Origin of the sequence: Pseudomonas sp. Root401 (genome assembly GCF_001425105.1) — a bacterium.
In the GTDB taxonomy this organism is placed as follows: domain Bacteria; phylum Pseudomonadota; class Gammaproteobacteria; order Pseudomonadales; family Pseudomonadaceae; genus Aquipseudomonas; species Aquipseudomonas brassicacearum.
The window spans coordinates 16,612-41,973 of record NZ_LMDO01000031.1; the positions used below are offsets into that span (position 1 = coordinate 16,612).

Genomic DNA, 25,362 nt, shown 5'->3' on the forward strand with positions numbered 1-25,362 from the left:
CCAGCGGGAGCAAGCTCCCTTGCCACAGGTTTTTTTGTGTTGCTCAAAAAAAACGCCCCGAACCAGTCGGGGCGTTTCTTCGAGGATGCGGCCTCGGGTAAAGCGATTTAGCGGATGCCGTCCTGACGCAAGGCGTTCGGGGTGAAATCGGCGGTGGTGGCGGTGAAGCCGAAGTCGTAGGCCGATTTCTCTTCGTTCTTCATGCCCAGTGCCAGATAGCGGCCGGACTGCAGGTCGTAGAGGGTTTCCAGGGCGTACCACGGCACTTGCTTGTCGTAGTAGTTCTCGGCATGGGCCTCGGCCACGCGCCACAGTTGGCCACGGCCGTCGTAGTGGTCGATCACCGCAGCTTGCCAGGTGTCTTCATCGATGAAGAAGTCACGCTTGGCGTAGATGTGGCGCTGGCCTTCCTTCAGCGTCGCGGTCACGTGCCAGACACGACGCAGCTCGTAGCGTGCCAGGTCCTGGTTGATGTGGCCGGCCTTGAGGATGTCGGCGTACTTGAGTTGTGGCGAATCGATCTTGTAGCTGTTGGAGGCGATGTACAGCTCTTTCTTGCCTTCCAGCTTCCAGTCGTAGCGGTCCGGCGCGCCGTTGTACATGTCCAGGTTGTCGGAGGTACGCAGGCCGTCGGCGGCGGTACCCGGGCCGTCGTAGGACACTTGCGGGGCACGGCGCACACGGCGCTGGCCGGCGTTGTAGACCCACGCCGAACGCGGCTCCTTCACCTGGTCGAGGGTTTCGTGCACCAGCAGCACGCCACCGGCCAGGCGCGCCGGCGCGGTCACTTGCTGCTTGAAGTAGAACAGGATGTTGCCAGGGTTGGCCGGATCGAAGTCCTTCATCTTGTCGCGGAACACGAACTGGTCGCGGAAATACACCAGGCTGTACGAACCGTTGGGCTGTGGGGTGGCCTGGGTGACCAGACGCGTCACGCTACCGCCGCGATAGCGGGTGATGTGGTTCCAGATGACTTCCACGCCGCTCTGGGGAATCGGGAACGGCACGGCCGTCTCGAAGTTCTCCAGGCCGTTACCGCCGGAGACCAGTTTGGTGTTGACCGCGTTTTTCTTGATGGAAGCGAACACCTCGTCCGGCACGGTGGCACCGCGATGGGTCGGATAGACCGGCATCTTGAAGGTTTCCGGGTAACGCTTGAACAGCGCGTACTGGCCCGGCGCGAGCTTGTCCTTGTACTGGTCGACGTTTTGCGCGGTGATGGTGAACAGCGGTTTTTCACTGGCGTATGGGTCGGCGAGGAAGCCCTTGCTGTCCACGGAACCGGCATTCTTGGCCATGGGTTTCCAGGCCGAGATCGAGCCGTCGGCATTGCCGGCCATCTCGGCGCCCATCGGCGTCAGGCTCTTGCCGAGTTTATCGGCCTCGGCGGCGGGCACTGCCGCCATGACGCTGGCAGCCAGCAGGGAGAGCCCCAGAACACCGACCTGCAACAGATTCTTTGTTATTTTCATAGTGTGTCGTCCTGAAATTCGGTGCTTAGAAGGTCACGCCGACGCTGAGCGCCAGGAAGTCACGATCGTCCACGGTACTGAAGTCGCCACCAAAGAAGTTGGTGTAGGCCAGGCTGGCGTTGTAGGTGTTCTGGTACTCGGCATCCAGCCCGAGGCTGACGGCTTTGCGGCCTTCTTCGAAGTTGCCGCCAGGGCCTGGCGAGTAGCCTTTGACGTCATGGGACCAGGCCACGTTGGGCTTGAGGTTCACGCCAGCGAAGACGTCCGGGTATTCCCAGATGGCGCGCGCACGGTAGCCCCAGGAGGTGGAGGTGGTGAAGCCGTCGTTGTTGCAGTTGCTGTTCACGTTGCCGGCAGCCTGGCCGCCACCCGCGGCGGTCGAGGCGTTGAGCCTGCTACAGAAACCATTAGGCAACTCGCCCGGACCGAAGACCGGGTCACGGCCATAACGCGCGTCGGACTTGCTTTCCAGCCCGCCGACATGAGTCACCCCGACTTCACCCACCAGGGTCAGGCGGCTGGCGCCCATGACCTGGTCAAGGAAGTGAGTGAAGGTGGTCTGGAACTGAGTGATCTCTTTACGGTTATAGCCGTGCAGGTCCTGGCCCGGCGAGCCCTGGAGCACCGACGCATTGCCAAAATTGGCAAGCGGCGTAATACCGGCGAAGAGAATGTCGGTGGTGCTCAGTTGCACCGGGGCATTCGGGCGATAGCTGAGTTCACCGCTCCACGCCGTGCCGGTGGGCAGGGTTGTAGAGAAGCTCAGGCCATAGAGGCGGATGTCTTCAGGGTACTCTACGAAATATTTCGAACTACCCGCGACCAGCAGCGGCGCCAGTTGGCCAGCCACTGGCGCAAGGTTGTAGATGGACTGGGAAGCGCCCGTGGCGCTGAAAATCGGCGCACGGCTGTGGTAGTTCATGAAGTAGGCACCGAACTCGGTGTCCAGCGGCTCGAACATGTACTTCAACGATGCGCCCCACTGGCCGCTGTCACGGGCGTCGCGGTCCGCACCGCGGCGTACCAGCACACCTTCTTCGTTGACGTCGATACCCAGTGCGGCCGCTGCACCCAATGCGGCCGCTGGGAGCGTGGAACGCTTGTTCAGCACCCGCAGATTATCGTTGCACCCATCAGCAATCACATCCGGCTGGGAGAAGAACGTACCGCAGTTATCCACCACGGTCTGGTCCCACTCCAACTGATAGAACGCCTCGGCCGACAGGTTGTCGGTCAGGCTCTGGGAGACGTAGAACATGTTGACCGGGATCAGGCCTTCCTTGACCTCGGCACCAGGACGACGGAACGCGGACACGTCGACCGGGTTGATGGAGTTGATGCCGCCCTGGATGAAGGTACTTTCCCCCCAACTGACCACTTGTTTGCCCAGGCGGACCGAGCCCGGCTGATCGGCAATGGCGTAGTTGTGGTAGACGAATGCATCGAGAATCTGCCCGCCGGAGGACTGGGCACCTTCCTTGCGGTTGTTGTCGCTGATGTCCTTGTACAGGCGGTGTTCGTCCTTGAGTTCGAAGTCGTACCAGTACTTGCCGCGCACAAACACGCCGGTATCGCCGTACTTCAGTTCCAGGTCATGGATGCCCTTGAAGATCTTCGAGAAGGTTTCCCCTCGCTTGAAGTTCAAGTGGCCGTCATCGGAGGTCTGCGACAAACCCTTGCCGCCATTGTTGACACCGATCAGGTCCTTGTTGGCTTTGGCCGTGGACCAGCTCGCACCGACCGACAGGGACGAGTCGAACTGGCCTTCGATTTCACCGATGTTGAAACTGACGCCGAATGCTGGCCCGGCGAGCGAAGAGGCGAGACTGACCGCCAGAGGCAGTTTTGCCCGGCGCCAGAACGTGGTTGCTGAGGTCATCGACGCTACTCCATGTGCATTATTGTTATGGCAGTGGACATTTCAAGAACACCTCGATGGCCGGGAGCGGCAGCGTCCCGACATCCATCAAGGTCGCATCGCCCTTTCGTGCATGCGCCCCGTTCCTGAGAATCCGTGAGCGGACTATAGCCAGCAGGTAGTACGGCTTGATCCCTCTAAAGTGTGATTTGCAGCCCTCAACCACTCTGGAACAGTCCTTTCGCCAGGCCGACAGATGTCGGCACGGCAAGGATGGCTGAAATTTTCAGTTTGACAAGGCAAGCGCTTGCTTGGTGGGGCTGCCGTGCCCTTTCGGGCACGGCAAAAAGGCCTAAAGCGTGGACAGGAAGGTGCTGTTGTTGCTCTGCCATTCGGTGATGTCGACGCGGATGCGCTTCTTGTCGAGCTTGCCGACGCTGGTCTTGGGAATTTCAGTAACAAGGGCGATCTGGCTCGGGATCGCCCACTTGCTCAAGTGCCCCAGTTCGACGAACGGCTTGAGGTGTTCCTTGAGTTCGCGAGCCCCGAGCTGATGCCCTTCACGAATCACCAGCAAGGCAAATGGCCGTTCGCCCCACTGCGGATCGGGAATGCCGACCACTGCTACTTCGCGTACCGCCACGTGACGGCTGATGAGGTCTTCCAGGTCCAGGGAGGAAATCCATTCGCCACCGGTCTTGATCACGTCCTTGATGCGATCACGGATGTCGATGAAGCCCATGTTGTCCAGCGTGGCGACGTCACCGGTGTGCAGCCAGCCGCCGGCCCAGAGCTCGGCGCCCTTCTGCGGCTCGTTGAAATAGCCCTCGGTGAGCCACGGCGCGCGCAGCACCAGTTCGCCCTGGGTCTCGCCGTCGGCCGGCAGGAAGCGCCCCTCGGTGTCGACGATCGCCGCTTCCACCAGCGGGCCCGGCACGCCGGCCTTGATCCGATAGGTGGTGCGTTCGTCTTCGCTGCCGGCCATCAGTTCATCGTTGAGGTGGGCGCAGGACACCAGCGGGCCGGTTTCCGACATGCCATAGGCGGCAGTGAGCTGGATGCCCCGCGCCTTGGCCGCTTCGTACAGGCTGCGATTCAGGGCGCTGCCACCGATGACGATTTTCCAACCGCCGAAATCGGTGTCCTGGGCGCCCTTGGCGTTGAGGACCATTTGCAGGATGGTCGGCACGCAATGGGAAAAGGTGACCTTTTCCTTGCGCCACAGCTGGACCAGGAATTCGGGATCGTAGCGACCCGGGTAGACCTGCTTGAGCCCGAGCATGGTCGCGACATAGGGCAGGCCCCAGGCGTGGACATGGAACATCGGCGTGATGGGCATGTACACGTCGTTGGTGCCCAGCAGCCGCACGCTGTCGATAGACCCCATGATGGTCGCCACGCCCATGGTGTGCAGCACCAGTTGCCGATGGGTGAAGTACACGCCCTTGGGGTTGCCCGTGGTGCCGGTGGTATAGAACGTGGTGGCGACGGAGTTTTCGTCGAAATCCTGGAAGTCGTAGGTGGGGGCGGCGGCGGCCAGCAGTTGCTCGTATTCACCCACCAGGTTCGGCAGGTCGGCGGTTTTCTCCGGCAGGTCGGTCAACAGCAGGGTCTTGTCCACCGTGGTCAGGTGCCCGGCAATCGCCTGGTACAAGCCGACGAACTCGCTGTTGACCAGCACGAAGCGGTCCTCGGCGTGGTTCATGGTGTAGAGGATCTGCTCCGGTGACAGGCGCACGTTGATGGTGTGGATCACCGCGCCGATCATCGGGATCGCGAACATGCATTCCAGGTAGCGATGGCTGTCCCAGTCCATCACCGCCACGGTATCACCGGCCTTGACCCCCGCCTCGGTCAACACGTTGGCCAGGCGCGCGACCCGCTCTATCAGCGTCGGATAGCTGTAGCGCAACTGGTCACGGTAGATGATCTCGCGGGTTTTCTCGTAACGCGTGCCGGACATCAGCAGCCGCTTGATCAGCAGCGGGTATTGATAAGCGCCTTCGGCTGGAGGAATAACGCGAGTCTGCAACATAAGAGTCCCTTTTCTGACTGCACGGTCTTGGCTGGAAGTAAGCACTCTAGAGCGCTTATACACCGATCAAATCAGCCAAAGGAATGATTTGATCGGTGCGCAAATACTAGCCTTGAGCCATGCCCAGGACTGTAGGAGCTGCCGAGTGCAACGAGGCTGCGATCTTTCCCCTGCCAATTGAATCCAGAGCGAAAAAACAAAAGATCAAAAGATCGCAGCCTTCGGCAGCTCCTACACAAAGCGAGCTTAAGGTGGATCAGTGCGCCTCGGTAAACGCCAGCTTCACCCCAATGGCGACGAGCACCGCGCCCATGGTCCGGTCGAACCAGTGGCCCATGCGCGCAAAACCGGCGCGCACCCGTTGCTGGCTGAACAGCAGCGCCACCAGGCAGAACCAGGCGGCCGTCGCAACCGCCAGGTACACGCCGTAACCGGCCTGGACGGCCAACGGCGTGTGTGGGTTGATCACCACGGTGAACAGCGACAGGAAAAACAGGGTGGCCTTGGGGTTCAGGCCATTGGTGACGAAGCCCGAGGTGAACGCGCCGCGAGGGGTACGCTCACCGGCCTCCTTGTGCAGGTTGTCCTCGGCGGGCTTGGCCGGTTGCGCCCGCAGTGCCTTGAAGCCGATGTACAGCAGGTACGCGGCGGCGGCCCATTTCAGCGCGTTGAACAGCACGATCGATTGCGACACGATCAGGCCGATACCCAGCAACGAATACCCCACGTGCAGGAAAATCGCCGTGCCGACGCCCAGCGCCGTCCAGGTCCCGGCACGCCGGCCATGGGTCACGCTTTCACGCACCACCACGGCAAAATCCGGCCCGGGGCTGGCAACGGCCAACAGGTGGATCAGGGCGACGGTGAGGAATTCGGTGAGGTACATGGTGGAGCTCCTTGCGACAATCTTTTGTTGGATGAAATCCCGTGGCGAGGGAGCTTGCTCCCGCTCGATTGCGCCGCAGGAACTGTGTAGGAGCTGTGTAGGAGCTGCCGAGTGCAACGAGGCTGCGATCTTTCCCCAGACACTTGAATCTCAAGCGAAAGATCAAAAGATCAAAAGATCAAAAGATCGCAGGCTTCGCCAGCTCCCTCGCCACAAGTACACACCGCCACAGCCACATTTCATCTGATAGGCTCGCCACATTACGCCTTCGGTTCTTGACATAAAAGGTACAGCTGATGACGAACACCGCCCGCGCAGTCTTCCTCGACCACCCTTCCCTGGACCTCGGTGATCTGGACCTGGGCCCGCTGCGCAACTGCTTCAGCGACCTGCAACTGTTCGCCCGGACCACGCCGGACCAGGTCATCGAGCGGCTCAAGGGCGCCACCGTGGCGATCACCAACAAGATCGTGATCGATGCACAGGCCATGGCGGCCAGCCCCGAACTGAAGCTGATCCTGATCAGCGCCACCGGCACCAACAATGTCGACCTGGCCGCCGCCCGCAGCCATGGCATCACGGTGTGCAATTGCCAGGGCTACGGCACGCCGTCGGTAGCGCAGCACACGATCATGCTGCTGCTGAACCTGGCGACGCGCCTGGCCGATTACCAAAAAGCGGTGGGTGAAGGTCGCTGGCAGCAGGCTTCACAGTTCTGCCTGTTGGACTACCCGATTGTCGAACTGGAAGGCAAGACCCTGGGCTTGCTCGGCCATGGCGAATTGGGCAGCGCCGTCGGGCGGCTGGCCGAAGCCTTTGGCATGCGTGTACTGCTGGGGCAGATCCCCGGTCGCCCGGCCCGCCCCGACCGCTTGCCGCTGGAGCAGTTATTGCCACAAGTCGATGCGCTGACCCTGCACTGCCCGCTCAACGAGCACACCCGCAACTTCATCGGCGCCCGCGAACTGGCGCTGCTCAAGCCCGGCGCATTCGTGGTCAACACCGCCCGTGGCGGCCTGATCGATGAACAGGCCCTGGCCGAAGCCCTGCGCAGCGGTCACTTGGGAGGCGCCGCCACCGACGTGCTCAGCGTGGAGCCGCCGACCCAAGGCAACCCGCTACTGGCCGGCGATATTCCACGTTTGATCGTCACACCGCACAACGCCTGGGGCAGCCGCGAAGCGCGACAACGGATCGTCGGGCAAATGAGCGAAAACGCCCAGGGCTTTTTCAGCGGTACAGCGCGGCGTGTCGTCAGTTGATAAACTGCCGCACTTTTTTTCAAGGAGCAGACCATGGATCCGCGCAGTGAAGTACTGCTTCGTCAGGCCGAGTTATTCCAGGGCTCGGTGTTGTTGGCCGGCCTGCCCGCCGATGACCTGCTCGGCCGTTTGCCAGAGGCCCATGGCTGGTGCTGGCATGCCGGCGATCAGGCCGCGCTGGAGACTCGCTTCCCCGAGCGCAGCCACTTTGGCGTGAACGTACCCGAGCGTGGGTTCGACACGGCCGTGGTGTTCCTGCCCAAGGCCAAGGACCTGACCGACTACATCCTCAATGCCGTGGCGGCGCGCCTGGCCGGTCGCGAGGTGTACCTGGTGGGGGAAAAACGCAGCGGCATCGAAGGCGCGTCCAAACAGCTCAACCCGTTCGGCAAGCCACGCAAGCTCGACAGCGCGCGGCATTGCCAACTGTGGCAGGTCACCGTCGCCAACGCGCCCGAGGCCACGCCTCTGGAAAGCCTGGCCCATACCTACGAATTGCCCCTGGCCGAAGGCCCGTTGAAGGTCATCAGCCTGCCAGGGGTGTTCAGCCATGGTCGCCTGGACCGCGGCAGTGCGCTGCTGTTGGAACACCTGGATAAACTGCCCAGCGGGCATTTGCTGGACTTCGGCTGCGGTGCCGGGGTGCTGGGGGCGGCGGTCAAGCGGCGCTATCCGCACAACACCGTCACCCTGTTGGACGTGGACGCATTCGCCACCGCCAGCAGTCGCCTGACCCTGGCCGCCAACGGCCTGGAGGCCGAGGTGCTGACCGGTGACGGCATCGACGCCGCGCCGATGGGCTTGAGCGCGATCCTGAGCAACCCGCCGTTCCATGTCGGTGTGCATACCGACTACCACGCAACGGAAAACCTGCTGCGAAAAGCAGCCAAACATCTGAAAAATGGCGGCGAACTGCGGCTTGTCGCCAATAGCTTCCTCAAGTACCAACCGCTGATCGAGGAGCATCTGGGCGTCTGCGCCATCAAGGCCGAAGGCCAGGGCTTTCGCATCTACCGGGCCAAGCGCGGTTGAAATCTTTTAGGCAACAGCACTTGCTCTATCGGATTTGCCTAGGCAAAATCCGCTCCGTCCTAGGGGAGTAGTCTCCCGCGAGCGCCATGCTCGCCCGGCATACGTCAACATACTTGGTCAGCAGACCATGGCGTATGCGGCCCAAGCGTCCACGCAGATGGTCGCTGGGTTTGACAAGACCTATGACACGCACACCTTACCCGGGGCGGGAAGGCTGTACGTGTCATAGCCGTGTCGACCCGCCCCTTTAGGAATTCCTGATGCTGGACTCACTCCTCGTACCTACCGCTATCGTTGCGCTGGCCGAAATCGGCGACAAGACGCAATTGCTCGCGCTTATCCTGGCCGCTCGCTTTCGCAAACCCTGGCCGATCATCGCCGGCATCATTGCCGCAACACTCGCCAACCACGCAGCCGCCGGGGCAGTCGGGGCCTGGGTCAGCGGATTTTTCTCCAATGCGGTGTTGCACTGGATACTGGCGGCAAGCTTCACGGCCACGGCGCTGTGGACCCTGGTCCCGGACAAACTGGACGATGAGGAAGCAAGCACGGCCCGCAAGTTCGGACCGTTCCTGACCACGCTGATTGCGTTCTTCCTGGCGGAAATCGGCGACAAGACGCAGATCGCCACGGTGATGCTCGCCGCGCAATACCCGGAGTTGTGGTTGGTGATCATCGGCACCACCGTGGGCATGTTGATTGCCAACGTGCCTGTGGTCCTGGCGGGCAATTTCGCCGCCGAGAAGCTGCCCCTGACCCTGATCCGTCGCCTGGCCGCCTCGGCATTCTTCGTCCTGGCGATCGTGGCGGTGTACAAGGCGATGCAGAGCAGTGGGTGGGTTTGACCCTGTGTCACACCTTGGGCAGAGGATAACTGTGGGAGCATAGCTTGCTCGCGATAAACGATGACGCGGCCTGATTGACGTCTGCGTCGCCCCTGTCGCGAGCAAGCTTTGCTCCCACAACGATGCTTACTTCTTGGCCTGCTGATAAAGCGGCATCACCTTCGGAATCGCCGCCTGCAACGAAGCGATACGGCTGCCCGACGACGGGTGGGTGCTCATGAACTCCGGTGGCGCGCCTTCCGAGGCCTTGGCCATCTTGTTCCACAAGGTGATCGCCGCGTTCGGGTCGTAGCCGGCGCGGGCGGCCAGCTCGAGACCGATCAGGTCGGCTTCGTTCTCGTTGCCGCGGCTGTTGGGCAAGGTCATGCCATAGTTGGCGACTGTGTCGGCCAACGCCAGGCTGTCCTGGCCCAGGCCGAACAAGGCACCAGCGCCTTGCTTGGCCATCTCGATGCCATAGGCCTTGGACATCGCTTCGCGCCCGTGCTCGCGCAGGGCGTGGGCGATTTCGTGGCCCATGATCGCGGCGATTTCAGCGTCGGTCAGCTTCAACTGATCGATCAGGCCGGTGTAGAACATGATCTTGCCGCCAGGACCACAATTGGCGTTGAGCTCATCGCTCTTGATCAGGTTCACTTCCCAGTTCCACTGCGCCGAATCCGGGCGGAACACAGGCGCCTGGGCGATCAAGCGGTCGGCAATGACCTGGATGCGCTTGGCATCGTTGCTGGTCTTGTCCAGCACGCCCTGGGCGCTCGCCTCACCCATCGTCTTTTGATAGGACTGGGCGTACATCTGGTTGACCTGATCGGTCGACAGCATGCTGAACATGTACTGCTTGCGTTCCACGCCCACGGCTCCGCCGCTGGTGGTATTGACCGACTGGCAACCGGTGAGCAGCAGAGCCGCGCTCAGAGCACTCACCATCAATGTCTTGTTCATGTAAAAGAAGCTCCCTGGAAACGTGGGCGTATCCTAGGCCTTGATTTGTATCGGCGCCAGATACAGAACGAGGGATTACAGGTTTTTCGGACAGACCCTACACAGTCCATTTGCGACACCCATGCAGCTAAAACAGTCAGCCGACGAACAGCTCCTCATGCCGCGCCACAGAAACGCCGATAACGGCTCCAGACGTCATTCCCGCGTCAGGAGCCTTTATGAAATTCAGATCGATCCAGTTTTCCGTGGCCGCCCTGGCCGGTGCCATCGTGCTCAGCGTGGTGGGAGCCCTGGTGCTGTACGCACTGTTTGCCGGCGCGCGCACCCAGGACATGGTGCAGCAGCGGACCAAGGCGCAGTTCGAACACCTCATCGAACAACGCCTCACAGCCCTGGCCCGCACCCAGGCGAGCCTGATCCAGCGGGAACTGGAAGCACCGTTGTTGCTCGCCCGTGGCCTGGCCACCAGCAACGCCTTGATGGGCATGAACGGCACGGACGGCAACCCGCAACTGAAGGTGCCTCGCGAGCAAATGATCAGCCTGTTGCGCGAAACCGTAGTGCGCAACCCGAAGATCCTCGGTGCTTACATCGCCTGGGAACCGAACGCCATCGACCACGACGACGCCAATTATGTGAACAGCCAGGTGCTTGGCATGGAAACCGACGGACGTTTCCTGCCGTGGTGGTTCCGTAACCAGGACGGCTCCCTGGGCCTGGAAAAACTCGCCGACGTGACCGACCAGAAACTGCTTTCCACCGGCATCCGCGCCAGTGAGTACTACCTGTGCTCCCAGGACAGCAAGAAAGCCTGCGTGATCGACCCGGCGCCCTATCGCGTGGGCAGCACGATGACCATGCTCGCCTCGTTCATCGAACCGATCATGATCGATGGCAAGTTCCAGGGCATCGTCGGTGCCGACCTGTCGGTGAACTTCATCCAGGACATGCTCGTGGCCGCCGATGGCAAGTTGTACGACGGCGCCGGGGAAATGGCCTTGCTCTCCAGCAACGACCGACTGGTAGCCTTCACCAAGGACCCGAGCAAACTCGGGGAAAAGGCCAGTGACCTGCTGGACGCCAGTGCACTGGATAACCTCGCCAGGCTGGGCGCCGGCGAAGTGCGCTACGACATCGACGAAGAACATGGGCATATCGAGGTGTACATGCCGTTCGGCATCGGTGAGACCAACGCCCGCTGGACGCTGATGTTGCAGCTGCCGCTGAACGCGGTCATGGCCGACCTGCAAGCGCTGCAGAAGGATCTCGACCATCAGCGCCAGGCCGACATCTTCGGCATGGCGATGGTGGGCCTGGTGATTGCCGGCATCGGTCTGCTGGTGATCTGGTTGGTGGGCCACGGCATTGCCCGACCGCTCAAGCAAATGGTGGCGATGCTCGATGACATCGCCCAGGGCGAAGGCGACTTGACCCGTCGCCTGGTCAGCGACCGCGCCGATGAACTGGGGGCGATCGCCAGGGGCTTCAATACCTTTCTGAGCAAGTTGCAGGGCATGATCACCCAGGTGGTGACCTCGGTGCAGAGCGTCAGCGATTCGTCGGAGCACACCGCCGATATCGCGATCCGCACCAACCAGGGCGTGCACAAGCAGATGTCGGAGATCGATCAGGTCGCCACTGCCGTGCACGAAATGACCGCCACCGCCCAGGACGTGGCCCGCAACGCGACCCAAGCCGCCCAGGCCGCCAGCCATGCAGACCAGGCTGCCAGCCAGGGCATGCAGATCGTGCGGGACACCTCCACCTCCATCGGAGCCCTGGCCGTGGAAATCGGCAAGGCGGTGGGTGTGGTGCAGACCCTGGCCAAGGACAGCGAGAACATCAACGCGATCCTCACCGCCATCCGCGGGATCGCCGAGCAGACCAACCTGCTGGCCCTCAACGCAGCCATCGAAGCCGCCCGGGCCGGTGAACAGGGCCGTGGTTTCGCGGTAGTCGCCGATGAAGTGCGCAACCTGGCGCAGAAGACGCAACAGGCGACCGAAGAAATCCAGACGATGATCCAACAGTTGCAACAAGGCACCCGGGACGTGGTGCGGGTGATGGAAGACAGCCAGAACCGCACCGACGAAAGCGTGCAGCATGCGGCGAAAGCGGCCCAGGCCCTGGAGACGATCACCCAGGCCGTGTCGGTGATCAACGACATGAACACCCAGATCGCCAGCGCCGCCGAAGAACAAAGCGCCGTGGCCGATGACATCAACCGTAACGTGATCAACATCGGGCAAGTAGCGAACGAAGTGGCCAGCGGCGCCGACGAATCCAGCGCAGCCAGCGCCGGGTTGACCAAACTGGCGGAGCAGCAGCGACGGTTGATCAATCAATTCAGGGTCTGATCCAACGGCCCCATCGCGAGCAAGCTCGCTCCCACAGGGGATTGGCGGTGGCATGCCGATCTTGTGAACACCGAAAAAACTGTGGGAGCGAGCCTGCTCGCGATAGCGTCCGTTCAGCCAACCTTGAAGTGACTGACACACCGCCTTCGCGAGCAAGCTGTGGGAGCGAGCCTGCTCGCGATAGCGTCCGTTCAGCCAACCTTGAAGTGACTGACACACCGCCTTCGCGAGCAAGCTTTGCTCCCACAGGGGATTGGCGGTGGCATGCCGATCTTGYGAACACCGAAAGAACTGTGGGAGCGAGCCTGCTCGCGATAGCGTCCGTTCAGCCAACCTTGAAGTGACTGACACACCGCCTTCGCGAGCAAGCTTTGCTCCCACAGGGGACTTGAAGTGACTGACACACCGCCTTCGCGAGCWAGCTTTGCTCCCACAGGGGATTGGCGGTGGCATGCCGATCTTGTGAACACCGAAAAAACTGTGGGAGCGAGCCTGCTCGCGAWAGCGTCCGTTCAGCCAACCTTGAAGTGACTGACACACCGCCTTCGCGAGCAAGCCCGCTCCCACAGGGGATTGGCGGTGGCATGCCGATCTTGCGAACACCGAAAAAACTGTGGGAGCGAGCCTGCTCGCGAWAGCGTCCGTTCAGCCAATATTGAAGTGACTGACACACCGCCTTCGCGAGCTAGCTTTGCTCCCACAGGGGATTGGCGGTGGCATGCCGATCTTGTGAACACCGAAAAAACTGTGGGACACAGGTTCAATGCAGGGGTTTAGAGTTCGCCGAGGGCCTCTATCAGCGCTTGGTTCTGCTCCGGTGTGCCGATGCTGATCCGCAGGAACTGGGCAATCCGCTCCTGTTTGAAGTGCCGCACGATCACACCCTGTTCCCGCAGTTTCGCCGCCAACCCTGCCGCATCGTGCCGGGGGTGGCGGGCGAAGATGAAGTTGGCCGCCGAGGGCAGCACTTCAAAGCCCTTGGCTTGCAGTTGGGCCACGACCCATTCACGGTGCTCGATGACCAACTGGCAGGTCCGGTCGAAATGCTCGCGATCATCGAACGCCGCCGCGCCGCCGACATTCGCCAGGCGATCCAGCGGGTAGGAGTTGAAGCTGTTCTTGATCCGCTCCAGCGCTTCGATCAGGTCCGGATGGCCCACCGCCAGGCCCACGCGCAGCCCCGCCAGGGAGCGGGACTTGGACAGGGTCTGGGTCACCAGCAGGTTCGGATAGCGATCCACCAGGCTGATGGCCGTCTCGCCGCCGAAGTCGATATAGGCCTCGTCGACCACCACCACCGAATCCGGGCTGGCCTTGAGGATCTGCTCGACCGCTTCCAGCGCCAGCAGGCAGCCGGTCGGCGCGTTCGGGTTGGGGAAAATGACCCCGCCATTGGGTTTGGCGTAGTCTGCCGGATCGATCTGGAATTGCGCATCGAGCGGCACCGCATCGAACTGGATGCCGTACAGCCCGCAATACACCGGATAGAAGCTGTAGCTGATGTCCGGGAACAACAGCGGCTGGTCGTGTTGCAACAAACCGTGAAAAATGTGCGCCAGCACTTCATCCGAGCCATTACCCAGGAACACCTGATTGCTCTGCACGCCGTAATAGCGGGCCACGGCGCTTTTCAGCAGGTCGCTGTTGGGATCCGGATACAGGCGCAGGTTATCGTTCAGCTCGGTCTGCATCGCCGCCAAGGCCTTGGGCGATGGGCCGTAGGGGTTCTCGTTGGTGTTGAGCTTGACCAGCCGGGTCAGCTTCGGCTGTTCACCCGGCACGTAGGGCACCAGGTTCTTGACGAACGGGCTCCAGAATTTACTCATTTCAGTTCCCCTGCCCTTCGATGGATGGCTCGTCAAGAATGCGGTACTCGGCACTGCGCGCGTGGGCGCTCAGCGATTCGCCACGGGCCAGCACCGAAGCGGTCTTGCCCAGTTCGGATGCGCCCTGCTCGGAGCAGAAGATGATCGACGAACGTTTCTGGAAGTCATACACCCCCAGCGGCGACGAGAAGCGCGCGGTGCCGGAAGTCGGCAGCACGTGGTTGGGACCTGCGCAGTAATCGCCCAGGGCCTCACTGGTGTGGCGGCCCATGAAGATCGCACCGGCGTGACGGATCTGCGGCAACCAGGCCTGCGGGTCGGCGACCGACAATTCCAGGTGTTCCGGCGCGATACGATTGGCGACTTCGATGGCCTGCTCCATGTCGCGGACCTTGATCAGCGCGCCACGACCGTTGATCGAGGTGTTGATGATCTCGGCGCGGTCCATGGTCGGCAGCAGCTTGTCGATGCTGGCGGCGACCTTGTCGAGGAACTCGGCGTCCGGGCTGACCAGGATCGCCTGGGCATCTTCGTCGTGCTCGGCCTGGGAAAACAGGTCCATGGCGATCCAGTCCGGGTCGGTCTGGCCGTCGCACACCACGAGGATTTCCGAAGGGCCGGCGATCATGTCGATGCCGACCTGGCCAAACACGTGGCGCTTGGCGGTGGCGACATAGATGTTGCCCGGCCCGACCACCTTGTCGACCCGCGGCACGCTTTCGGTGCCATAGGCCAGCGCAGCCACGGCCTGGGCACCGCCGATGGTGAACACCCGGTCCACGCCAGCGATGCAAGCGGCGGCCAGCACCAGTTCGTTGATTTCACCGCGCGGGGTCGGGACAACCATGACCACCTCGGCCACGCCGGCGACCTTGGCCGGAATGGCGTTCATCAGCACCGACGACGGATAGGACGCCTTGCCGCCCGGCACGTACAGGCCGGCGCGGTCCAGCGGCGTGACCTTCTGGCCCAGCACCGTGCCGTCGGCTTCGGAGTAGCTCCAGGAGTCCTGTTTCTGCCGTTCGTGATAGTCGCGCACCCGGGACGCGGCTTTTTCCAGGGCTTCGCGCTGGGGCACGGTGATCCGGGTCAGGGCCAGTTCCAGGCGCTCGCGCGGCAGGATCAGGTCGGCCATGGACGCCACTTGCAGGCCGTCGAACTTCTGGGTGAATTCCACCAGGGCGGCATCGCCACGCTCGCGCACAGCCTTGATGATGTCCAGCACCCGCTGATTGACCGAGTCGTCAGACACGCTTTCCCAGCTCAGCAGATGATCCAGATGATGTGCGAAATCCGGGTCGGCAGCATTGAGTCGGCGAATCGAAGTGGGAGCGATCATAGCGAGGGCCTCATTAATGGCAAATGCTCAGGCGCCCTAAGCTACCAGTCCATTCGCGTGGGCACCTGAGAAAATTGGCTATGACACGGATAGACGGGCGCGACTCAAGGTCGCGCAGGTGAATCAGCCGCGGTGTCGCGATTCCACTGCCTTGCGCAGGGTATCGATCAGAGCCTGGATACGGGCGTGCTGCATTTTCATCGAAGCCTTGTTGACGATCAGCCGGGAGGTGATGTCAGCGATGAAGTCCTGGGGTTCCAGACCGTTGGCCCGCAGGGTGTTGCCGGTGTCGACCACGTCGATGATCTTGTCCGCCAGGCCGATCAGCGGCGCCAGCTCCATCGAACCGTACAACTTGATGATATCGACCTGACGGCCCTGCTCGGCGTAGTAACGCTTGGCGATGTTGACGAACTTGGTCGCCACGCGCAAACGCCCCTTGGGCTCCGGCGCGCCGACTTTACCGGCGGTCATCAGCTTGCAGCGGGCGATCTGCAGGTCCAGGGGCTCGTACAGGCCCTGGCCGCCGTATTCCATCAGCACGTCCTTGCCGGCAACGCCCAGGTCGGCGGCGCCATGTTCCACGTAGGTCGGCACATCGGTGGCACGCACGATCAGCAAGCGCACGTCGGCCTGGGTCGTGGGGATGATCAGCTTGCGGCTCTTGTCCGGATTCTCGGTCGGCACGATGCCCGCTTCAGCCAGAAGCGGCAGGGTGTCGTCAAGGATGCGGCCCTTGGACAGTGCGATGGTCAACATGGGAAACGTCAGTCCTTATCAAGGTACTCATGCCCGGTCGCAAGCGGCGCCGGACACACATCGAGGGTGCAAACACCCTCGACCTGAAACGAAATCAACGGGCACGTCCCTGCGCCCACGGAAAGTGCCTGCGCGACGATCATACTGCGTTGAAAACAGGTTCGGAATGCTCATTGACAATCAGTCAACTCCGCTTCCTCGCCTGTTTTCGCCTTGCTTGATCGCCGCGCAGTCACTTTCCAATTAGCCCGGTACGCGGCGGATCTTGGCGCCGAGCATCTGCAGTTTTTCTTCGATGCACTCATAGCCACGGTCGATGTGGTAGATGCGATCGATCAGGGTATCGCCTTCGGCAACCAGGGCCGAGATGACCAGGCTGGCCGAGGCCCGCAGGTCGGTGGCCATCACTGGCGCGCCCTTGAGCTTCTCGGTGCCGGTGACGATGGCCGTGTTGCCTTCGACCTGGATCTTGGCGCCCATGCGGTGCAGTTCGTAGACGTGCATGAAGCGGTTTTCAAAGATCGTCTCGATCACCGCACCCGTGCCTTCGGCAATGGCGTTGAGGGAGATGAACTGCGCCTGCATGTCGGTCGGGAACGCCGGGTACGGAGCGGTCCGCACGTTGACGGCTTTTGGCCGCTTGCCGTGCATGTTCACTTCGATCCAGTCTTCGCCGCAGGTGACTTCGGCACCGGCTTCCTTGAGTTTCTCCAGGACGGCTTCAAGGATGGTCGGATCGGTGTCCTTGACCTTGACGCGGCCACCGGTGACGGCAGCGGCCACCAGATAGGTGCCGGTTTCGATCCGGTCCGGCATCACTTTGTAGGTGGCCGAATGCAAGCGCTCGACGCCATCGATGGTGATGGTGTCGGTGCCAGCGCCGCTGATCTTGGCGCCCATGGCGATCAGGAAGTTCGCCAGGTCGACCACTTCAGGCTCGCGCGCGGCGTTTTGCAGCACGCTGCGGCCCTTGGCCAGTGCGGCGGCCATCATGATGTTCTCGGTGCCGGTCACGCTGACGGTATCGAAGAAGAAGTGCGCGCCGCGCAAACCGCCTTCCGGCGCCTTGGCCTTGATGTAGCCGCCTTCGACGTCGATCACCGCGCCCATGGCTTCCAGGCCGCGGATGTGCAGGTCCACCGGACGCGAGCCAATGGCGCAACCGCCAGGCAAGGCAACTTCGGCTTCACCGAAACGGGCGACCATCGGGCCCAATACCAGGATCGACGCACGCATGGTCTTCACCAGCTCGTACGGGGCGACCAGGGTCTTGATGGTGCGCGGGTCGATCTCGACGCTGAGCTTCTCGTCGATCACCGGCTCAATGCCCATGCGGCCGAACAGCTCGATCATCGTGGTGATGTCGTGCAGGTGCGGCAGGTTGGCCACGGTCACCGGGCCATCGCACAGCAGGGTCGCGGCAAGGATCGGCAGGGCGGAGTTCTTTGCCCCGGAAATACGGATTTCGCCATCAAGACGAACGCCGCCGGTAATAATCAGTTTATCCATAAGAATCTCGAGGCCCTTGGGCTCAGGTGCGCTCGGCCCAGGCCGCGCGGCTGAAAAATTTCATCGTGACCGCGTGGATGCTGCCATCGGCGATCCATGGGTTCAAATGGGCATAGATGCTCTGCTGACGCTTCACTGGGCTCAACGTCGCCAGTTCATCGCTGATCACGTTCAACTGGAAGTTGCAGCCTTCGCCTTCAACTTCCACCTGCGTACCAGGCAGCTTTCCTTCTAGGAAGCTCTTCACTTCTACAGCCTGCATGCTCAACCTCAATCGGCGCCCTGTGCGCGCGGGTCGCACATCATACAAAAAAGCCCCGCGCCTGCGAACCCCGCGAAGCAGGACTCTGACGAGTAACGCAGCCCGCTTGGGCGTGTTTGAATCATTGTGGCCAGAGATTGCTCCCGTCGGGCGTAGGAGCTGCCGAAGGCTGCGATCTTTTGATCTTGATCTTCACTCCCGACTCAATTGCCTGGAACAAGATCGCAGCCTCGTCTCACTCGACAGCTCCTACGACGCGGCACAGCGGGAACAAGCTCCCCCGCCACAATGGTCAGGGGTGCGCCAACAACTCGGTCAGCTCGCTGACCTGGGCTATTTCGCGCATGTCTTCGGGCATCCCACGGATGCTCCACGTTTTGCCGGCAGCCTTGGCGTCCCGCATGAAGCACAGCAGCAGCGACAGGCCGACGCTGCTGGACTTCTGCACCGCCGAGCAGTCAATGACCACCTCGGCGGCACTGACGGACTTGATCAGCGCCTGGCCCTCCTTGCGCAGGGCCGGGCCGGTGCGGTAATCCAGCACGCCACTGAGCATCAGCACGCCAGCCTCACCCAGACGAACGGCGGATTCACTCACCGACTCGATCATTGTGCCTGCTTCTCTTTGGCATCTTCGGCCACTTCCTTGGCCTTGGCGACCTCACCGGCCCAACCGTTGATGGTCTTGTCCAGGTCGTTGCCATTGCGCTGCATCGCGTCGGCGAACTGATCACGGAACAGCTTGCCGATGTTGATGCCATTGATGATCACGTTGCGCACCTTCCACTCGTCGTTGATTTTCTCGAGTGTGTAGGAGACAGGGTAGATCGCGCCGTTGTTACCCTTGACCTGCATGTCGACGCTGGTGCGGGTGCCGCTTTCGTCCTTGGCCGGCGAAACGGTGATGCCCTGGTTGTTGTATTCAAGCAAGGCGTTGCCATAGAACTGCATCAGGCTGCGCTTGAAGTTTTCCTGGAACCGGGTCATCTGCGCCGGGCTGGCCTTGCGCGAGTACTTGACGGTCATGATGCTCTTGGAGATGCCATCGGCGTCCACCACGGGGCCGACGATGCCGTTCAGCGCGTCATAGAACGCGCTCGGGTCCTGCTTGTATTTCTCTTTGTTGGCGGAAAGGTCCGCCAACAGCCGGGTCGTCGTGTCCTGGATGATGTCATGGGCCGAAGGCGCAGCCACGGCGTTAGCCATCAACGGCAGCGCGGCGAGCAGCACCAACAGGCCACGTCGCAAGATAGAGATCATTCAAAAGCTCCTCATTTGGCGTCTTTGCTAACGGTATTGAGCAGGAATTTACCGATCAGGTCCTCGAGCACCAGGGACGACTGCGTGTCGTGGATGACGCCACCGTCCTTGAGCACGGCGTCTTCCCCACCCACGCTGATGCCAATGTATTTCTCACCCAGCAGCCCAGCCGTGAGGATAGATGCAGTGGAATCAGTCGGCAGGTTATCCACGCGCTTTTCCAACTGCAGCGTCACCCGACCGGTGAAATCCTCGCGATTCAGATCGATTGCCGTGACCTTGCCGATAGTGACACCGGCCATGGTCACCTTTGCTCTGACCGTCAAACCGGCGATATTGTCAAAGTTGGCATAAAGTTTATAAGTATCGGTGCTTGCCGTCGGCGCCAGTCCACTGACCCGCAGGGCCAGCAGCAGCAAAGCCAGGATGCCAGCCAGCAAGAAAAGGCCGACACCGATTTCCAGGGTGCGGTTTTGCATCAGAAATCTCCAAACATCAAGGCGGTCAGAATAAAGTCGAGGCCCAGGACCGCCAGCGAGGCGTACACCACGGTCTTGGTTGTGGCACGGCTGATCCCCTCTGACGTGGGCTCACAGTCATAGCCTTGAAACACGGCGATCCAGGTCACGACGAAAGCGAATACGGCACTTTTGATCACGCCATTGAGGACATCGTCGAGGAAGTCGACGCTGTTTTGCATGTTCGACCAGTAGGAACCCTCATAGACCCCCAGCCAGTCGACGGCCACCCACGAGCCGCCCCAGATCCCCACGACGCTGAAAATCATCGCCAGCACCGGCAGGGAAATGAAACCGGCCCACAAGCGCGGGGCGATGATGTACTTGAGCGGGTCGACACCGATCATTTCCAGGCTGGACAACTGCTCGGTGGACTTCATGTTACCGATTTCGGCCGTCAGCGCCGAACCGGCCCGCCCGGCGAACAGCAGCGCCGTTACCACGGGGCCGAGCTCACGCAGCAGCGTCAACGCAACCATTTGCCCGACCGCCTGCTCCGAACCGTAGCTGGACAAAATGCTGAAGCCTTGCAGCGCCAGCACCATGCCAATGAAGATCCCGGAGACCACGATGATCACCAGGGACATCACGCCAACCGAGTGCAACTGCTTGACCAGCAGGCCAAAACCGCCGCCCGTCGAGTTGCGGCCGAGCAAGGCGTGCATCAGGAACAGCGAGGAACGGCCCAGTACCGCCACCACATCGATGCCGGAGCGGCCGAACAGGCGAATTCTTTCTAATAGTGATTTCTTGCGCATCAGCGCTTCCCCAGCAGATCGGTACGGTAATCCGTGGCCGGAAAATGGAACGCCACCGGCCCGTCCGGATCACCCTTCATGAATTGGCGGATGCGCGGATTGTCCGAATCCGCCAGTTCCTGGGGCGTGCCCTGCCCCAGCACCTGGCTATCGCCAACCACATAGATGTAGTCGGCAATGCTCGCGGTTTCGGCCAGGTCGTGGGAGACCACGATGCTGGTGATGCCCAGCGCATCGTTGAGCAGGCGGATCAGGCGCACGAGCACGCCCATGGCGATCGGGTCCTGCCCGACGAAGGGCTCGTCGTACATGAGGATCTTCGGATCGAGGGCAATCGCCCGCGCCAACGCGACCCGACGCTTCATGCCGCCGGACAGCTCGTCGGGCATCAGGTCGAGGGCGCCCCGCAGCCCGACGGCCTGCAACTTGAGCAGGACGATGTCGCGGATCATCTCTTCCGGCAGCTCGGTATGGACCCGCAGCGGGAACGCCACGTTCTCGAACACGTCGAGATCGGTAAACAGCGCGCCACTCTGGAACAGCACGCCCATGTGCTTGCGCGCATCGAACAGGTCGCTGCGAGACAACTCGGGAAGATTCTGACCATTGACCCAGACTTCGCCGGCGTTGGGGCGCAATTGTGCCCCGATCAGCCGCAGCAGCGTGGTCTTGCCACACCCGGAAGGCCCCATGATACCGGTGACCTTGCCGCGCGGAATGCGAATATCGATGTCATTGAAAATGCTGCGCGTCCCTCGCTTGAAGGACAGTCCCTTCAGCTCGACCGCGTAGGCGTTGTCGGCACTCATCTAAACTCCTTGCGATGCAGCCTCACATTCGAATGCCCTGGGCAGCCGACAAGCGCCGGTACCGCCGGGCATGCGAACCGGCGGCGAACTATATCACTGCAACAGCCAAGCGCCCAAGGCCAACGCCCCGCCTGTTAAGCCTGTCTTAAGGTAAAAAGCCACATTTTATGTCGAACCTTGCGACGCCTTGAACAAAGCATGACGAACTTACGTGAGGGAATTGTTCATTGCCGCTATAATCGCCGCCTTTTCATCGGGCTATACGATTTCTGACATGAGCCAATCCAGCGACCTGATTCAATCGGCACAACGTACCATCCGCCTCGAGCTCGAAGCCGTGCAAGGCTTGCTGCCCCATATCGACGCTGATTTCGTACGCGCCTGCGAGATGATTCTGGCCAGCAAAGGCCGCGTGGTCGTGGTCGGCATGGGCAAGTCCGGGCACATCGGCAACAAGATCGCCGCCACCCTCGCCAGCACCGGCACCACGGCCTTTTTTGTCCATCCGGCCGAAGCCAGCCACGGGGACATGGGCATGATCACCCGGGACGACGTCATCCTGGCCCTGTCCAACTCCGGTTCCACCAATGAGATCATCACGCTGCTGCCGCTGATCAAGCGCCTGGGCATCCAGTTGATCAGCATGACCGGCAACCCGGACTCGCCGCTGGCCAAGGCCGCCGAAGTGAACCTCAATGTTCATGTCGAACACGAAGCCTGCCCGCTGAACCTGGCACCGACCTCCTCCACCACCGCGGCCCTGGTCATGGGCGATGCCCTGGCCGTGGCGCTGCTGGAAGCCCGGGGCTTCACCGCGGAAGACTTCGCCTTTTCCCATCCCGGTGGCGCCCTCGGCCGTCGCCTGCTGCTGAAAGTCGAAAACGTGATGCACGCTGGCCAGGAGTTGCCACAAGTGCTGCGCGGCACGCTGCTCAAGGACGCGCTCATGGAAATGACCCGCAAGGGGCTGGGCATGACGGTGGTCCTGGAAGTCGACGGCAAGCTCGCCGGGATCTTCACCGACGGCGATCTGCGCCGCACCCTGGACCGCACCATCGACATCCACAGCGCCACCATCGAGCAAGTCATGACGCCCCACGGCAAGACCGCCCGCGCCGAGATGCTCGCCGCCGAGGCCCTGAAAATCATGGAAGACCACAAGATCAGCGCCCTGGTAGTCGTCGACGACGAAGACCGTCCGGTGGGCGCCCTGAACATGCACGATCTGCTGCGTGCGGGAGTCATGTAAATGAACACAGACCTGTTGCAACGTGGCCAAGCCATCAAGCTGGCGGTTTTCGACGTGGACGGCGTGCTGACCGACGGTCGCCTGTACTTCCTCGAAGACGGCAGCGAGTTCAAGACGTTCAACACCCTCGACGGCCAAGGCATCAAGATGTTGATGGCCGCCGGCGTGCAGACCGCTATCATCAGCGGCCGCAAGACCCCGGTGGTCGAGCGGCGCGCCAAGAACCTCGGCATCCCGCACCTTTACCAGGGGCGCGAAGACAAGCTGGTGGTGCTGGACGAGCTCCTGGGTCAACTCAACCTAAGCTATGAACAGGTGGCCTACCTCGGTGACGACCTGCCAGACCTGCCAGTGATTCGCCGGGTCGGCCTGGGCATGGCGGTCGCCAATGCGGCCAGCTTCGTCCGCGAGCACGCCCACGGCGTCACCACGGCGCGAGGCGGCGAAGGTGCGGCCCGCGAATTCTGTGAACTGATCCTGCGCGCCCAGGGCCGCCTCGAAGCGGCCAACGCCGCGTACCTGTGAGCCATTTATGCTGAGCAAGAAGATTCGCACCATTGTGGTGTTCGGCTGTATCGCGGCGATTTTTGCTGCGGTGGGCTACTGGAACATCAGCCCCGAACGGTTTCTCGACCAGCCTGCGGCCCAGATCGAGGAAAAGATCGACTGGTACGCGACCAACACGCATACCCTGCAGTACCTGCCCGACGGCAAGGTGCAGTACGAGATGACGTCCGACAAGGTCGACCACGTAAAGGCCACTGACATTACGCTGGTCACCAAGCCCGACCTGAACATGTTCCGCGGCACCGAGTTTCCGTGGCATGTACAGAGCGAGCACGCCGAAGTCAATTCCGGCGGCACCGAAGTGGAACTGATCGACTCGGTGCGCGTCGCCCGAACCGACGAGAAAAACCGTACGACCATCATCACCAGCACGCGCATGACCGTGTTCCCACAGCAAGAATATGCGCAGACCGAGCAACCCGTTAGAATCGACGGCGCCGGGGGTGTATCGACCGGCACGGGAATGAAAGCGTATTTGAAGGAAAGCAGGATACACCTGCTATCGAACGTAAGAGGACAGTATGAAGCTCGCTAAAACCCTCCCTATTTTGCTCAGTCTGGGCGCAGCACTGGGAAGCGCGAGCGCCTGGGCTCTTCCCGACGACCGCAACCAGCCTATCCGCATCCAGGCTGACGACGCCCAGCTCGACGACAAGAATGGCGTCGCCACCTATAAAGGCGACGTGATCATCACCCAGGGCTCGATGAAGGTCACCGGCAATACCGTGACCATCACCCGCACCCCGTCCGGCGACATCGACGTGGTGACCTCAGTGGGCAACCTGGCCTATTTCGAGCAACTGCAAACCGCGGGCGATACCAAGCCAGTGCAGGGCTACGGGGTCACCATCCAGTACCACGCCTCCCAGGATCGCGTGGTCCTGATCGACCGCGCCAAGGTCGTGGACAAGGACAACAACGTGACCCAAGGCGAGAAAATCGTCTACGACACCAACAAGAAACTCGCCAGCGCCGGTCGCGCCACCGGTAGCAAGGTGACCGAGTCGCGTCCGCGGATCGACATGGTGATCCAACCGAAAAAGAAAACCGACGAGCAGAAGGCCCAGTAATGGCAACTCTGAAAGCTCAGCACCTGGCCAAGAGCTACAAGAGCCGTCAAGTCGTGCGTGATGTCAGTCTGTCCATCGACAGCGGCCAGATCGTCGGCCTGCTCGGCCCCAACGGCGCGGGCAAGACCACCTGCTTCTACATGATCGTCGGCCTGGTCCAGGCCGATCAGGGTCGCGTGCTGATCGACGACCTGGATGTCAGCCACCAGCCGATGCACGGCCGGGCGAAGGCAGGTATCGGCTATTTGCCGCAAGAAGCGTCGATCTTCCGCAAACTGTCGGTTGCCGACAACATCATGGCGATCCTCGAGACCCGCCAGGAACTCGACAAGGCCGGTCGTCGCCAGGAGCTGGAAAGCCTGCTGCAGGAATTCCACATCAGCCACATTCGCGACAACCTGGGCATGAGCCTGTCCGGCGGTGAGCGGCGTCGCGTGGAAATCGCCCGCGCCCTGGCCACCGCACCGAAGTTCATCCTGCTCGACGAACCGTTCGCCGGCGTGGACCCGATCTCGGTAGGCGACATCAAGCAGATCATCCATCACCTCAAGGCCAAGGGGATCGGCGTGCTGATCACCGACCACAACGTGCGCGAGACACTGGATATCTGTGAAACCGCCTACATTGTCAACGACGGCCAGCTGATCGCCGAAGGCGACTCCGCAGCTATCCTGGCCAATGACTTGGTCAAGGAAGTGTATCTGGGCCATGAGTTCCGCCTGTAAGCACAAGTGTCTGGCGAATTGC

At 61.6% G+C, this 25,362-nt stretch carries 24 protein-coding genes, 1 pseudogene and 1 riboswitch; of the genes and pseudogenes, 10 read left to right on the forward strand and 15 right to left on the reverse strand.

All coding sequences use genetic code 11. The features are described 5' to 3' along the window. Nucleotides 1-107 precede the first annotated feature (107 nt). From ASC85_RS20830 to ASC85_RS20845, 4 genes are all read right to left on the reverse strand, one after another. On the reverse strand, nt 108-1,472 hold the full coding sequence (locus ASC85_RS20830; protein WP_057451126.1) for a DUF1329 domain-containing protein: 1,365 nt from the start codon (nt 1,470-1,472) through the stop codon (nt 108-110). Between the two features lie 25 nt (nt 1,473-1,497). Beyond that, on the reverse strand, nt 1,498-3,351 hold the full coding sequence (locus ASC85_RS20835; protein ID WP_057451127.1) for a DUF1302 domain-containing protein: 1,854 nt from the start codon (nt 3,349-3,351) through the stop codon (nt 1,498-1,500). 331 nt (nt 3,352-3,682) lie between these two features. Beyond that, nucleotides 3,683-5,365, reverse strand: coding sequence for a fatty acid--CoA ligase (locus ASC85_RS20840; protein ID WP_014336652.1), 1,683 nt, complete (start codon nt 5,363-5,365; stop codon nt 3,683-3,685). A 256-nt stretch (nt 5,366-5,621) separates the two neighbouring features. Further along, a complete protein-coding gene (locus ASC85_RS20845; RefSeq protein WP_003197884.1) occupies nt 5,622-6,251 on the reverse strand; it encodes a LysE family translocator in 630 nt (209 codons plus the stop codon). 296 nt (nt 6,252-6,547) lie between these two features. Between ASC85_RS20845 and ASC85_RS20850 the strand changes: the two genes are divergently transcribed. The 3 genes from ASC85_RS20850 (at nt 6,548) to ASC85_RS20860 (ending at nt 9,390) form a co-directional block, all read left to right on the forward strand. Continuing rightward, nucleotides 6,548-7,513, forward strand: a complete 966-nt coding sequence (locus tag ASC85_RS20850) for a 2-hydroxyacid dehydrogenase (RefSeq protein ID WP_057451128.1) — start codon at nt 6,548-6,550, stop codon at nt 7,511-7,513. A 33-nt stretch (nt 7,514-7,546) separates the two neighbouring features. Next, the gene (locus ASC85_RS20855; protein ID WP_057451129.1) at nt 7,547-8,545 is read left to right on the forward strand and encodes a class I SAM-dependent methyltransferase; all 999 of its coding nucleotides are present in this window, start codon (nt 7,547-7,549) and stop codon (nt 8,543-8,545) included. 49 nt (nt 8,546-8,594) lie between these two features. Next, nucleotides 8,595-8,717, forward strand: a riboswitch (yybP-ykoY riboswitch). A gap of 88 nt (nt 8,718-8,805) precedes the next feature. Beyond that, on the forward strand, nt 8,806-9,390 hold the full coding sequence (locus tag ASC85_RS20860; RefSeq protein WP_057451130.1) for a TMEM165/GDT1 family protein: 585 nt from the start codon (nt 8,806-8,808) through the stop codon (nt 9,388-9,390). Nucleotides 9,391-9,516: 126 nt separating this feature from the next. Here ASC85_RS20860 and ASC85_RS20865 read toward each other — a convergent pair whose 3' ends face one another. After that, on the reverse strand, nt 9,517-10,332 hold the full coding sequence (locus ASC85_RS20865) for a M48 family metallopeptidase (RefSeq protein WP_057451131.1): 816 nt from the start codon (nt 10,330-10,332) through the stop codon (nt 9,517-9,519). Nucleotides 10,333-11,636: 1,304 nt separating this feature from the next. Between ASC85_RS20865 and ASC85_RS33925 the strand changes: the two are divergent. Continuing rightward, nucleotides 11,637-11,831: pseudogene (locus ASC85_RS33925) on the forward strand (HAMP domain-containing protein); the annotation flags it as partial. Nucleotides 11,832-11,945: 114 nt separating this feature from the next. After that, entirely contained in the window at nt 11,946-12,689 is a 744-nt protein-coding gene (locus ASC85_RS33930) for a methyl-accepting chemotaxis protein (RefSeq protein WP_375538592.1), read from the forward strand. Between the two features lie 773 nt (nt 12,690-13,462). Here the strand turns inward: ASC85_RS33930 and hisC are convergent. The 10 genes from hisC to ASC85_RS20920 all read right to left on the reverse strand — a co-directional run bounded on the left by hisC (nt 13,463) and on the right by ASC85_RS20920 (nt 21,729). Beyond that, nucleotides 13,463-14,515: a histidinol-phosphate transaminase gene (gene hisC, locus ASC85_RS20875; RefSeq protein WP_057451133.1), complete on the reverse strand. Its 1,053-nt coding sequence runs from the start codon at nt 14,513-14,515 to the stop codon at nt 13,463-13,465. 1 nt (nt 14,516) lies between these two features. Further along, the gene (hisD, locus tag ASC85_RS20880) at nt 14,517-15,854 is read right to left on the reverse strand and encodes a histidinol dehydrogenase (protein ID WP_057451134.1); all 1,338 of its coding nucleotides are present in this window, start codon (nt 15,852-15,854) and stop codon (nt 14,517-14,519) included. 123 nt (nt 15,855-15,977) lie between these two features. After that, on the reverse strand, nt 15,978-16,613 hold the full coding sequence (hisG, locus tag ASC85_RS20885) for an ATP phosphoribosyltransferase (protein WP_003197870.1): 636 nt from the start codon (nt 16,611-16,613) through the stop codon (nt 15,978-15,980). 243 nt (nt 16,614-16,856) lie between these two features. After that, nucleotides 16,857-18,122, reverse strand: coding sequence for a UDP-N-acetylglucosamine 1-carboxyvinyltransferase (gene murA, locus ASC85_RS20890; protein ID WP_003197868.1), 1,266 nt, complete (start codon nt 18,120-18,122; stop codon nt 16,857-16,859). A 22-nt stretch (nt 18,123-18,144) separates the two neighbouring features. Next, nucleotides 18,145-18,384, reverse strand: coding sequence for a BolA family protein (locus ASC85_RS20895; RefSeq protein ID WP_003197866.1), 240 nt, complete (start codon nt 18,382-18,384; stop codon nt 18,145-18,147). Between the two features lie 292 nt (nt 18,385-18,676). Continuing rightward, the gene (locus ASC85_RS20900) at nt 18,677-18,982 is read right to left on the reverse strand and encodes an STAS domain-containing protein (protein ID WP_003197864.1); all 306 of its coding nucleotides are present in this window, start codon (nt 18,980-18,982) and stop codon (nt 18,677-18,679) included. An 8-nt stretch (nt 18,983-18,990) separates the two neighbouring features. Continuing rightward, on the reverse strand, nt 18,991-19,644 hold the full coding sequence (locus tag ASC85_RS20905) for an MlaC/ttg2D family ABC transporter substrate-binding protein (protein ID WP_003197862.1): 654 nt from the start codon (nt 19,642-19,644) through the stop codon (nt 18,991-18,993). A gap of 11 nt (nt 19,645-19,655) precedes the next feature. Further along, nucleotides 19,656-20,123: an outer membrane lipid asymmetry maintenance protein MlaD gene (mlaD, locus tag ASC85_RS20910; protein WP_053118499.1), complete on the reverse strand. Its 468-nt coding sequence runs from the start codon at nt 20,121-20,123 to the stop codon at nt 19,656-19,658. Further along, complete coding sequence (mlaE, locus tag ASC85_RS20915) at nt 20,123-20,920, reverse strand: lipid asymmetry maintenance ABC transporter permease subunit MlaE (protein WP_046063856.1); 798 nt, start codon at nt 20,918-20,920, stop codon at nt 20,123-20,125. The genes mlaD and mlaE overlap by 1 nt, the downstream gene beginning before the upstream one ends. Further along, nucleotides 20,920-21,729 carry an ATP-binding cassette domain-containing protein gene (locus ASC85_RS20920; RefSeq protein ID WP_057451135.1) on the reverse strand — a complete coding sequence of 270 codons (810 nt, stop codon included), beginning with the start codon at nt 21,727-21,729 and terminating at the stop codon, nt 20,920-20,922. The genes mlaE and ASC85_RS20920 overlap by 1 nt, the downstream gene beginning before the upstream one ends. 274 nt (nt 21,730-22,003) lie before the next feature. Here ASC85_RS20920 and ASC85_RS20925 point away from each other — a divergent pair, with 274 nt between their 5' ends. Genes ASC85_RS20925 through lptB form a run of 5 tightly spaced genes read left to right on the forward strand, consistent with a single transcriptional unit; the run spans nt 22,004 to nt 25,340 of the window. Next, entirely contained in the window at nt 22,004-22,978 is a 975-nt protein-coding gene (locus ASC85_RS20925; RefSeq protein WP_038858725.1) for a KpsF/GutQ family sugar-phosphate isomerase, read from the forward strand. Continuing rightward, nucleotides 22,979-23,503 carry a KdsC family phosphatase gene (locus tag ASC85_RS20930; RefSeq protein ID WP_014336638.1) on the forward strand — a complete coding sequence of 175 codons (525 nt, stop codon included), beginning with the start codon at nt 22,979-22,981 and terminating at the stop codon, nt 23,501-23,503. It abuts the gene before it with no gap. A 7-nt stretch (nt 23,504-23,510) separates the two neighbouring features. Next, nucleotides 23,511-24,080, forward strand: a complete 570-nt coding sequence (gene lptC / locus ASC85_RS20935) for an LPS export ABC transporter periplasmic protein LptC (protein WP_057451136.1) — start codon at nt 23,511-23,513, stop codon at nt 24,078-24,080. After that, nucleotides 24,067-24,615 carry a lipopolysaccharide transport periplasmic protein LptA gene (gene lptA, locus ASC85_RS20940; RefSeq protein WP_057451137.1) on the forward strand — a complete coding sequence of 183 codons (549 nt, stop codon included), beginning with the start codon at nt 24,067-24,069 and terminating at the stop codon, nt 24,613-24,615. Before lptC ends, lptA begins: the two co-directional genes overlap by 14 nt. Continuing rightward, nucleotides 24,615-25,340: an LPS export ABC transporter ATP-binding protein gene (gene lptB, locus ASC85_RS20945; protein WP_057451138.1), complete on the forward strand. Its 726-nt coding sequence runs from the start codon at nt 24,615-24,617 to the stop codon at nt 25,338-25,340. The genes lptA and lptB overlap by 1 nt, the downstream gene beginning before the upstream one ends. Nucleotides 25,341-25,362 lie beyond the last annotated feature (22 nt).

Coding starts and splice junctions, on each gene's coding strand:
- ASC85_RS20930 (WP_014336638.1), top strand. CDS start 22,979: ATGAACACAGACCTGTTGCAACGTGGCCAAGCCATCAAGCTGGCGGTT.
- hisD (WP_057451134.1), bottom strand. CDS start 15,854: ATGATCGCTCCCACTTCGATTCGCCGACTCAATGCTGCCGACCCGGAT.
- mlaE (WP_046063856.1), bottom strand. CDS start 20,920: ATGCGCAAGAAATCACTATTAGAAAGAATTCGCCTGTTCGGCCGCTCC.
- ASC85_RS20865 (WP_057451131.1), bottom strand. CDS start 10,332: ATGAACAAGACATTGATGGTGAGTGCTCTGAGCGCGGCTCTGCTGCTC.
- mlaD (WP_053118499.1), bottom strand. CDS start 20,123: ATGCAAAACCGCACCCTGGAAATCGGTGTCGGCCTTTTCTTGCTGGCT.
- hisC (WP_057451133.1), bottom strand. CDS start 14,515: ATGAGTAAATTCTGGAGCCCGTTCGTCAAGAACCTGGTGCCCTACGTG.
- ASC85_RS33930 (WP_375538592.1), top strand. CDS start 11,946: ATGTCGGAGATCGATCAGGTCGCCACTGCCGTGCACGAAATGACCGCC.
- ASC85_RS20840 (WP_014336652.1), bottom strand. CDS start 5,365: ATGTTGCAGACTCGCGTTATTCCTCCAGCCGAAGGCGCTTATCAATAC.
- murA (WP_003197868.1), bottom strand. CDS start 18,122: ATGGATAAACTGATTATTACCGGCGGCGTTCGTCTTGATGGCGAAATC.
- ASC85_RS20925 (WP_038858725.1), top strand. CDS start 22,004: ATGAGCCAATCCAGCGACCTGATTCAATCGGCACAACGTACCATCCGC.
- ASC85_RS20895 (WP_003197866.1), bottom strand. CDS start 18,384: ATGCAGGCTGTAGAAGTGAAGAGCTTCCTAGAAGGAAAGCTGCCTGGT.
- ASC85_RS20850 (WP_057451128.1), top strand. CDS start 6,548: ATGACGAACACCGCCCGCGCAGTCTTCCTCGACCACCCTTCCCTGGAC.
- ASC85_RS20835 (WP_057451127.1), bottom strand. CDS start 3,351: ATGACCTCAGCAACCACGTTCTGGCGCCGGGCAAAACTGCCTCTGGCG.
- ASC85_RS20855 (WP_057451129.1), top strand. CDS start 7,547: ATGGATCCGCGCAGTGAAGTACTGCTTCGTCAGGCCGAGTTATTCCAG.
- ASC85_RS20905 (WP_003197862.1), bottom strand. CDS start 19,644: ATGATCTCTATCTTGCGACGTGGCCTGTTGGTGCTGCTCGCCGCGCTG.
- ASC85_RS20845 (WP_003197884.1), bottom strand. CDS start 6,251: ATGTACCTCACCGAATTCCTCACCGTCGCCCTGATCCACCTGTTGGCC.
- lptC (WP_057451136.1), top strand. CDS start 23,511: ATGCTGAGCAAGAAGATTCGCACCATTGTGGTGTTCGGCTGTATCGCG.
- ASC85_RS20920 (WP_057451135.1), bottom strand. CDS start 21,729: ATGAGTGCCGACAACGCCTACGCGGTCGAGCTGAAGGGACTGTCCTTC.
- lptB (WP_057451138.1), top strand. CDS start 24,615: ATGGCAACTCTGAAAGCTCAGCACCTGGCCAAGAGCTACAAGAGCCGT.
- lptA (WP_057451137.1), top strand. CDS start 24,067: ATGAAGCTCGCTAAAACCCTCCCTATTTTGCTCAGTCTGGGCGCAGCA.
- ASC85_RS20830 (WP_057451126.1), bottom strand. CDS start 1,472: ATGAAAATAACAAAGAATCTGTTGCAGGTCGGTGTTCTGGGGCTCTCC.
- ASC85_RS20860 (WP_057451130.1), top strand. CDS start 8,806: ATGCTGGACTCACTCCTCGTACCTACCGCTATCGTTGCGCTGGCCGAA.
- hisG (WP_003197870.1), bottom strand. CDS start 16,613: ATGTTGACCATCGCACTGTCCAAGGGCCGCATCCTTGACGACACCCTG.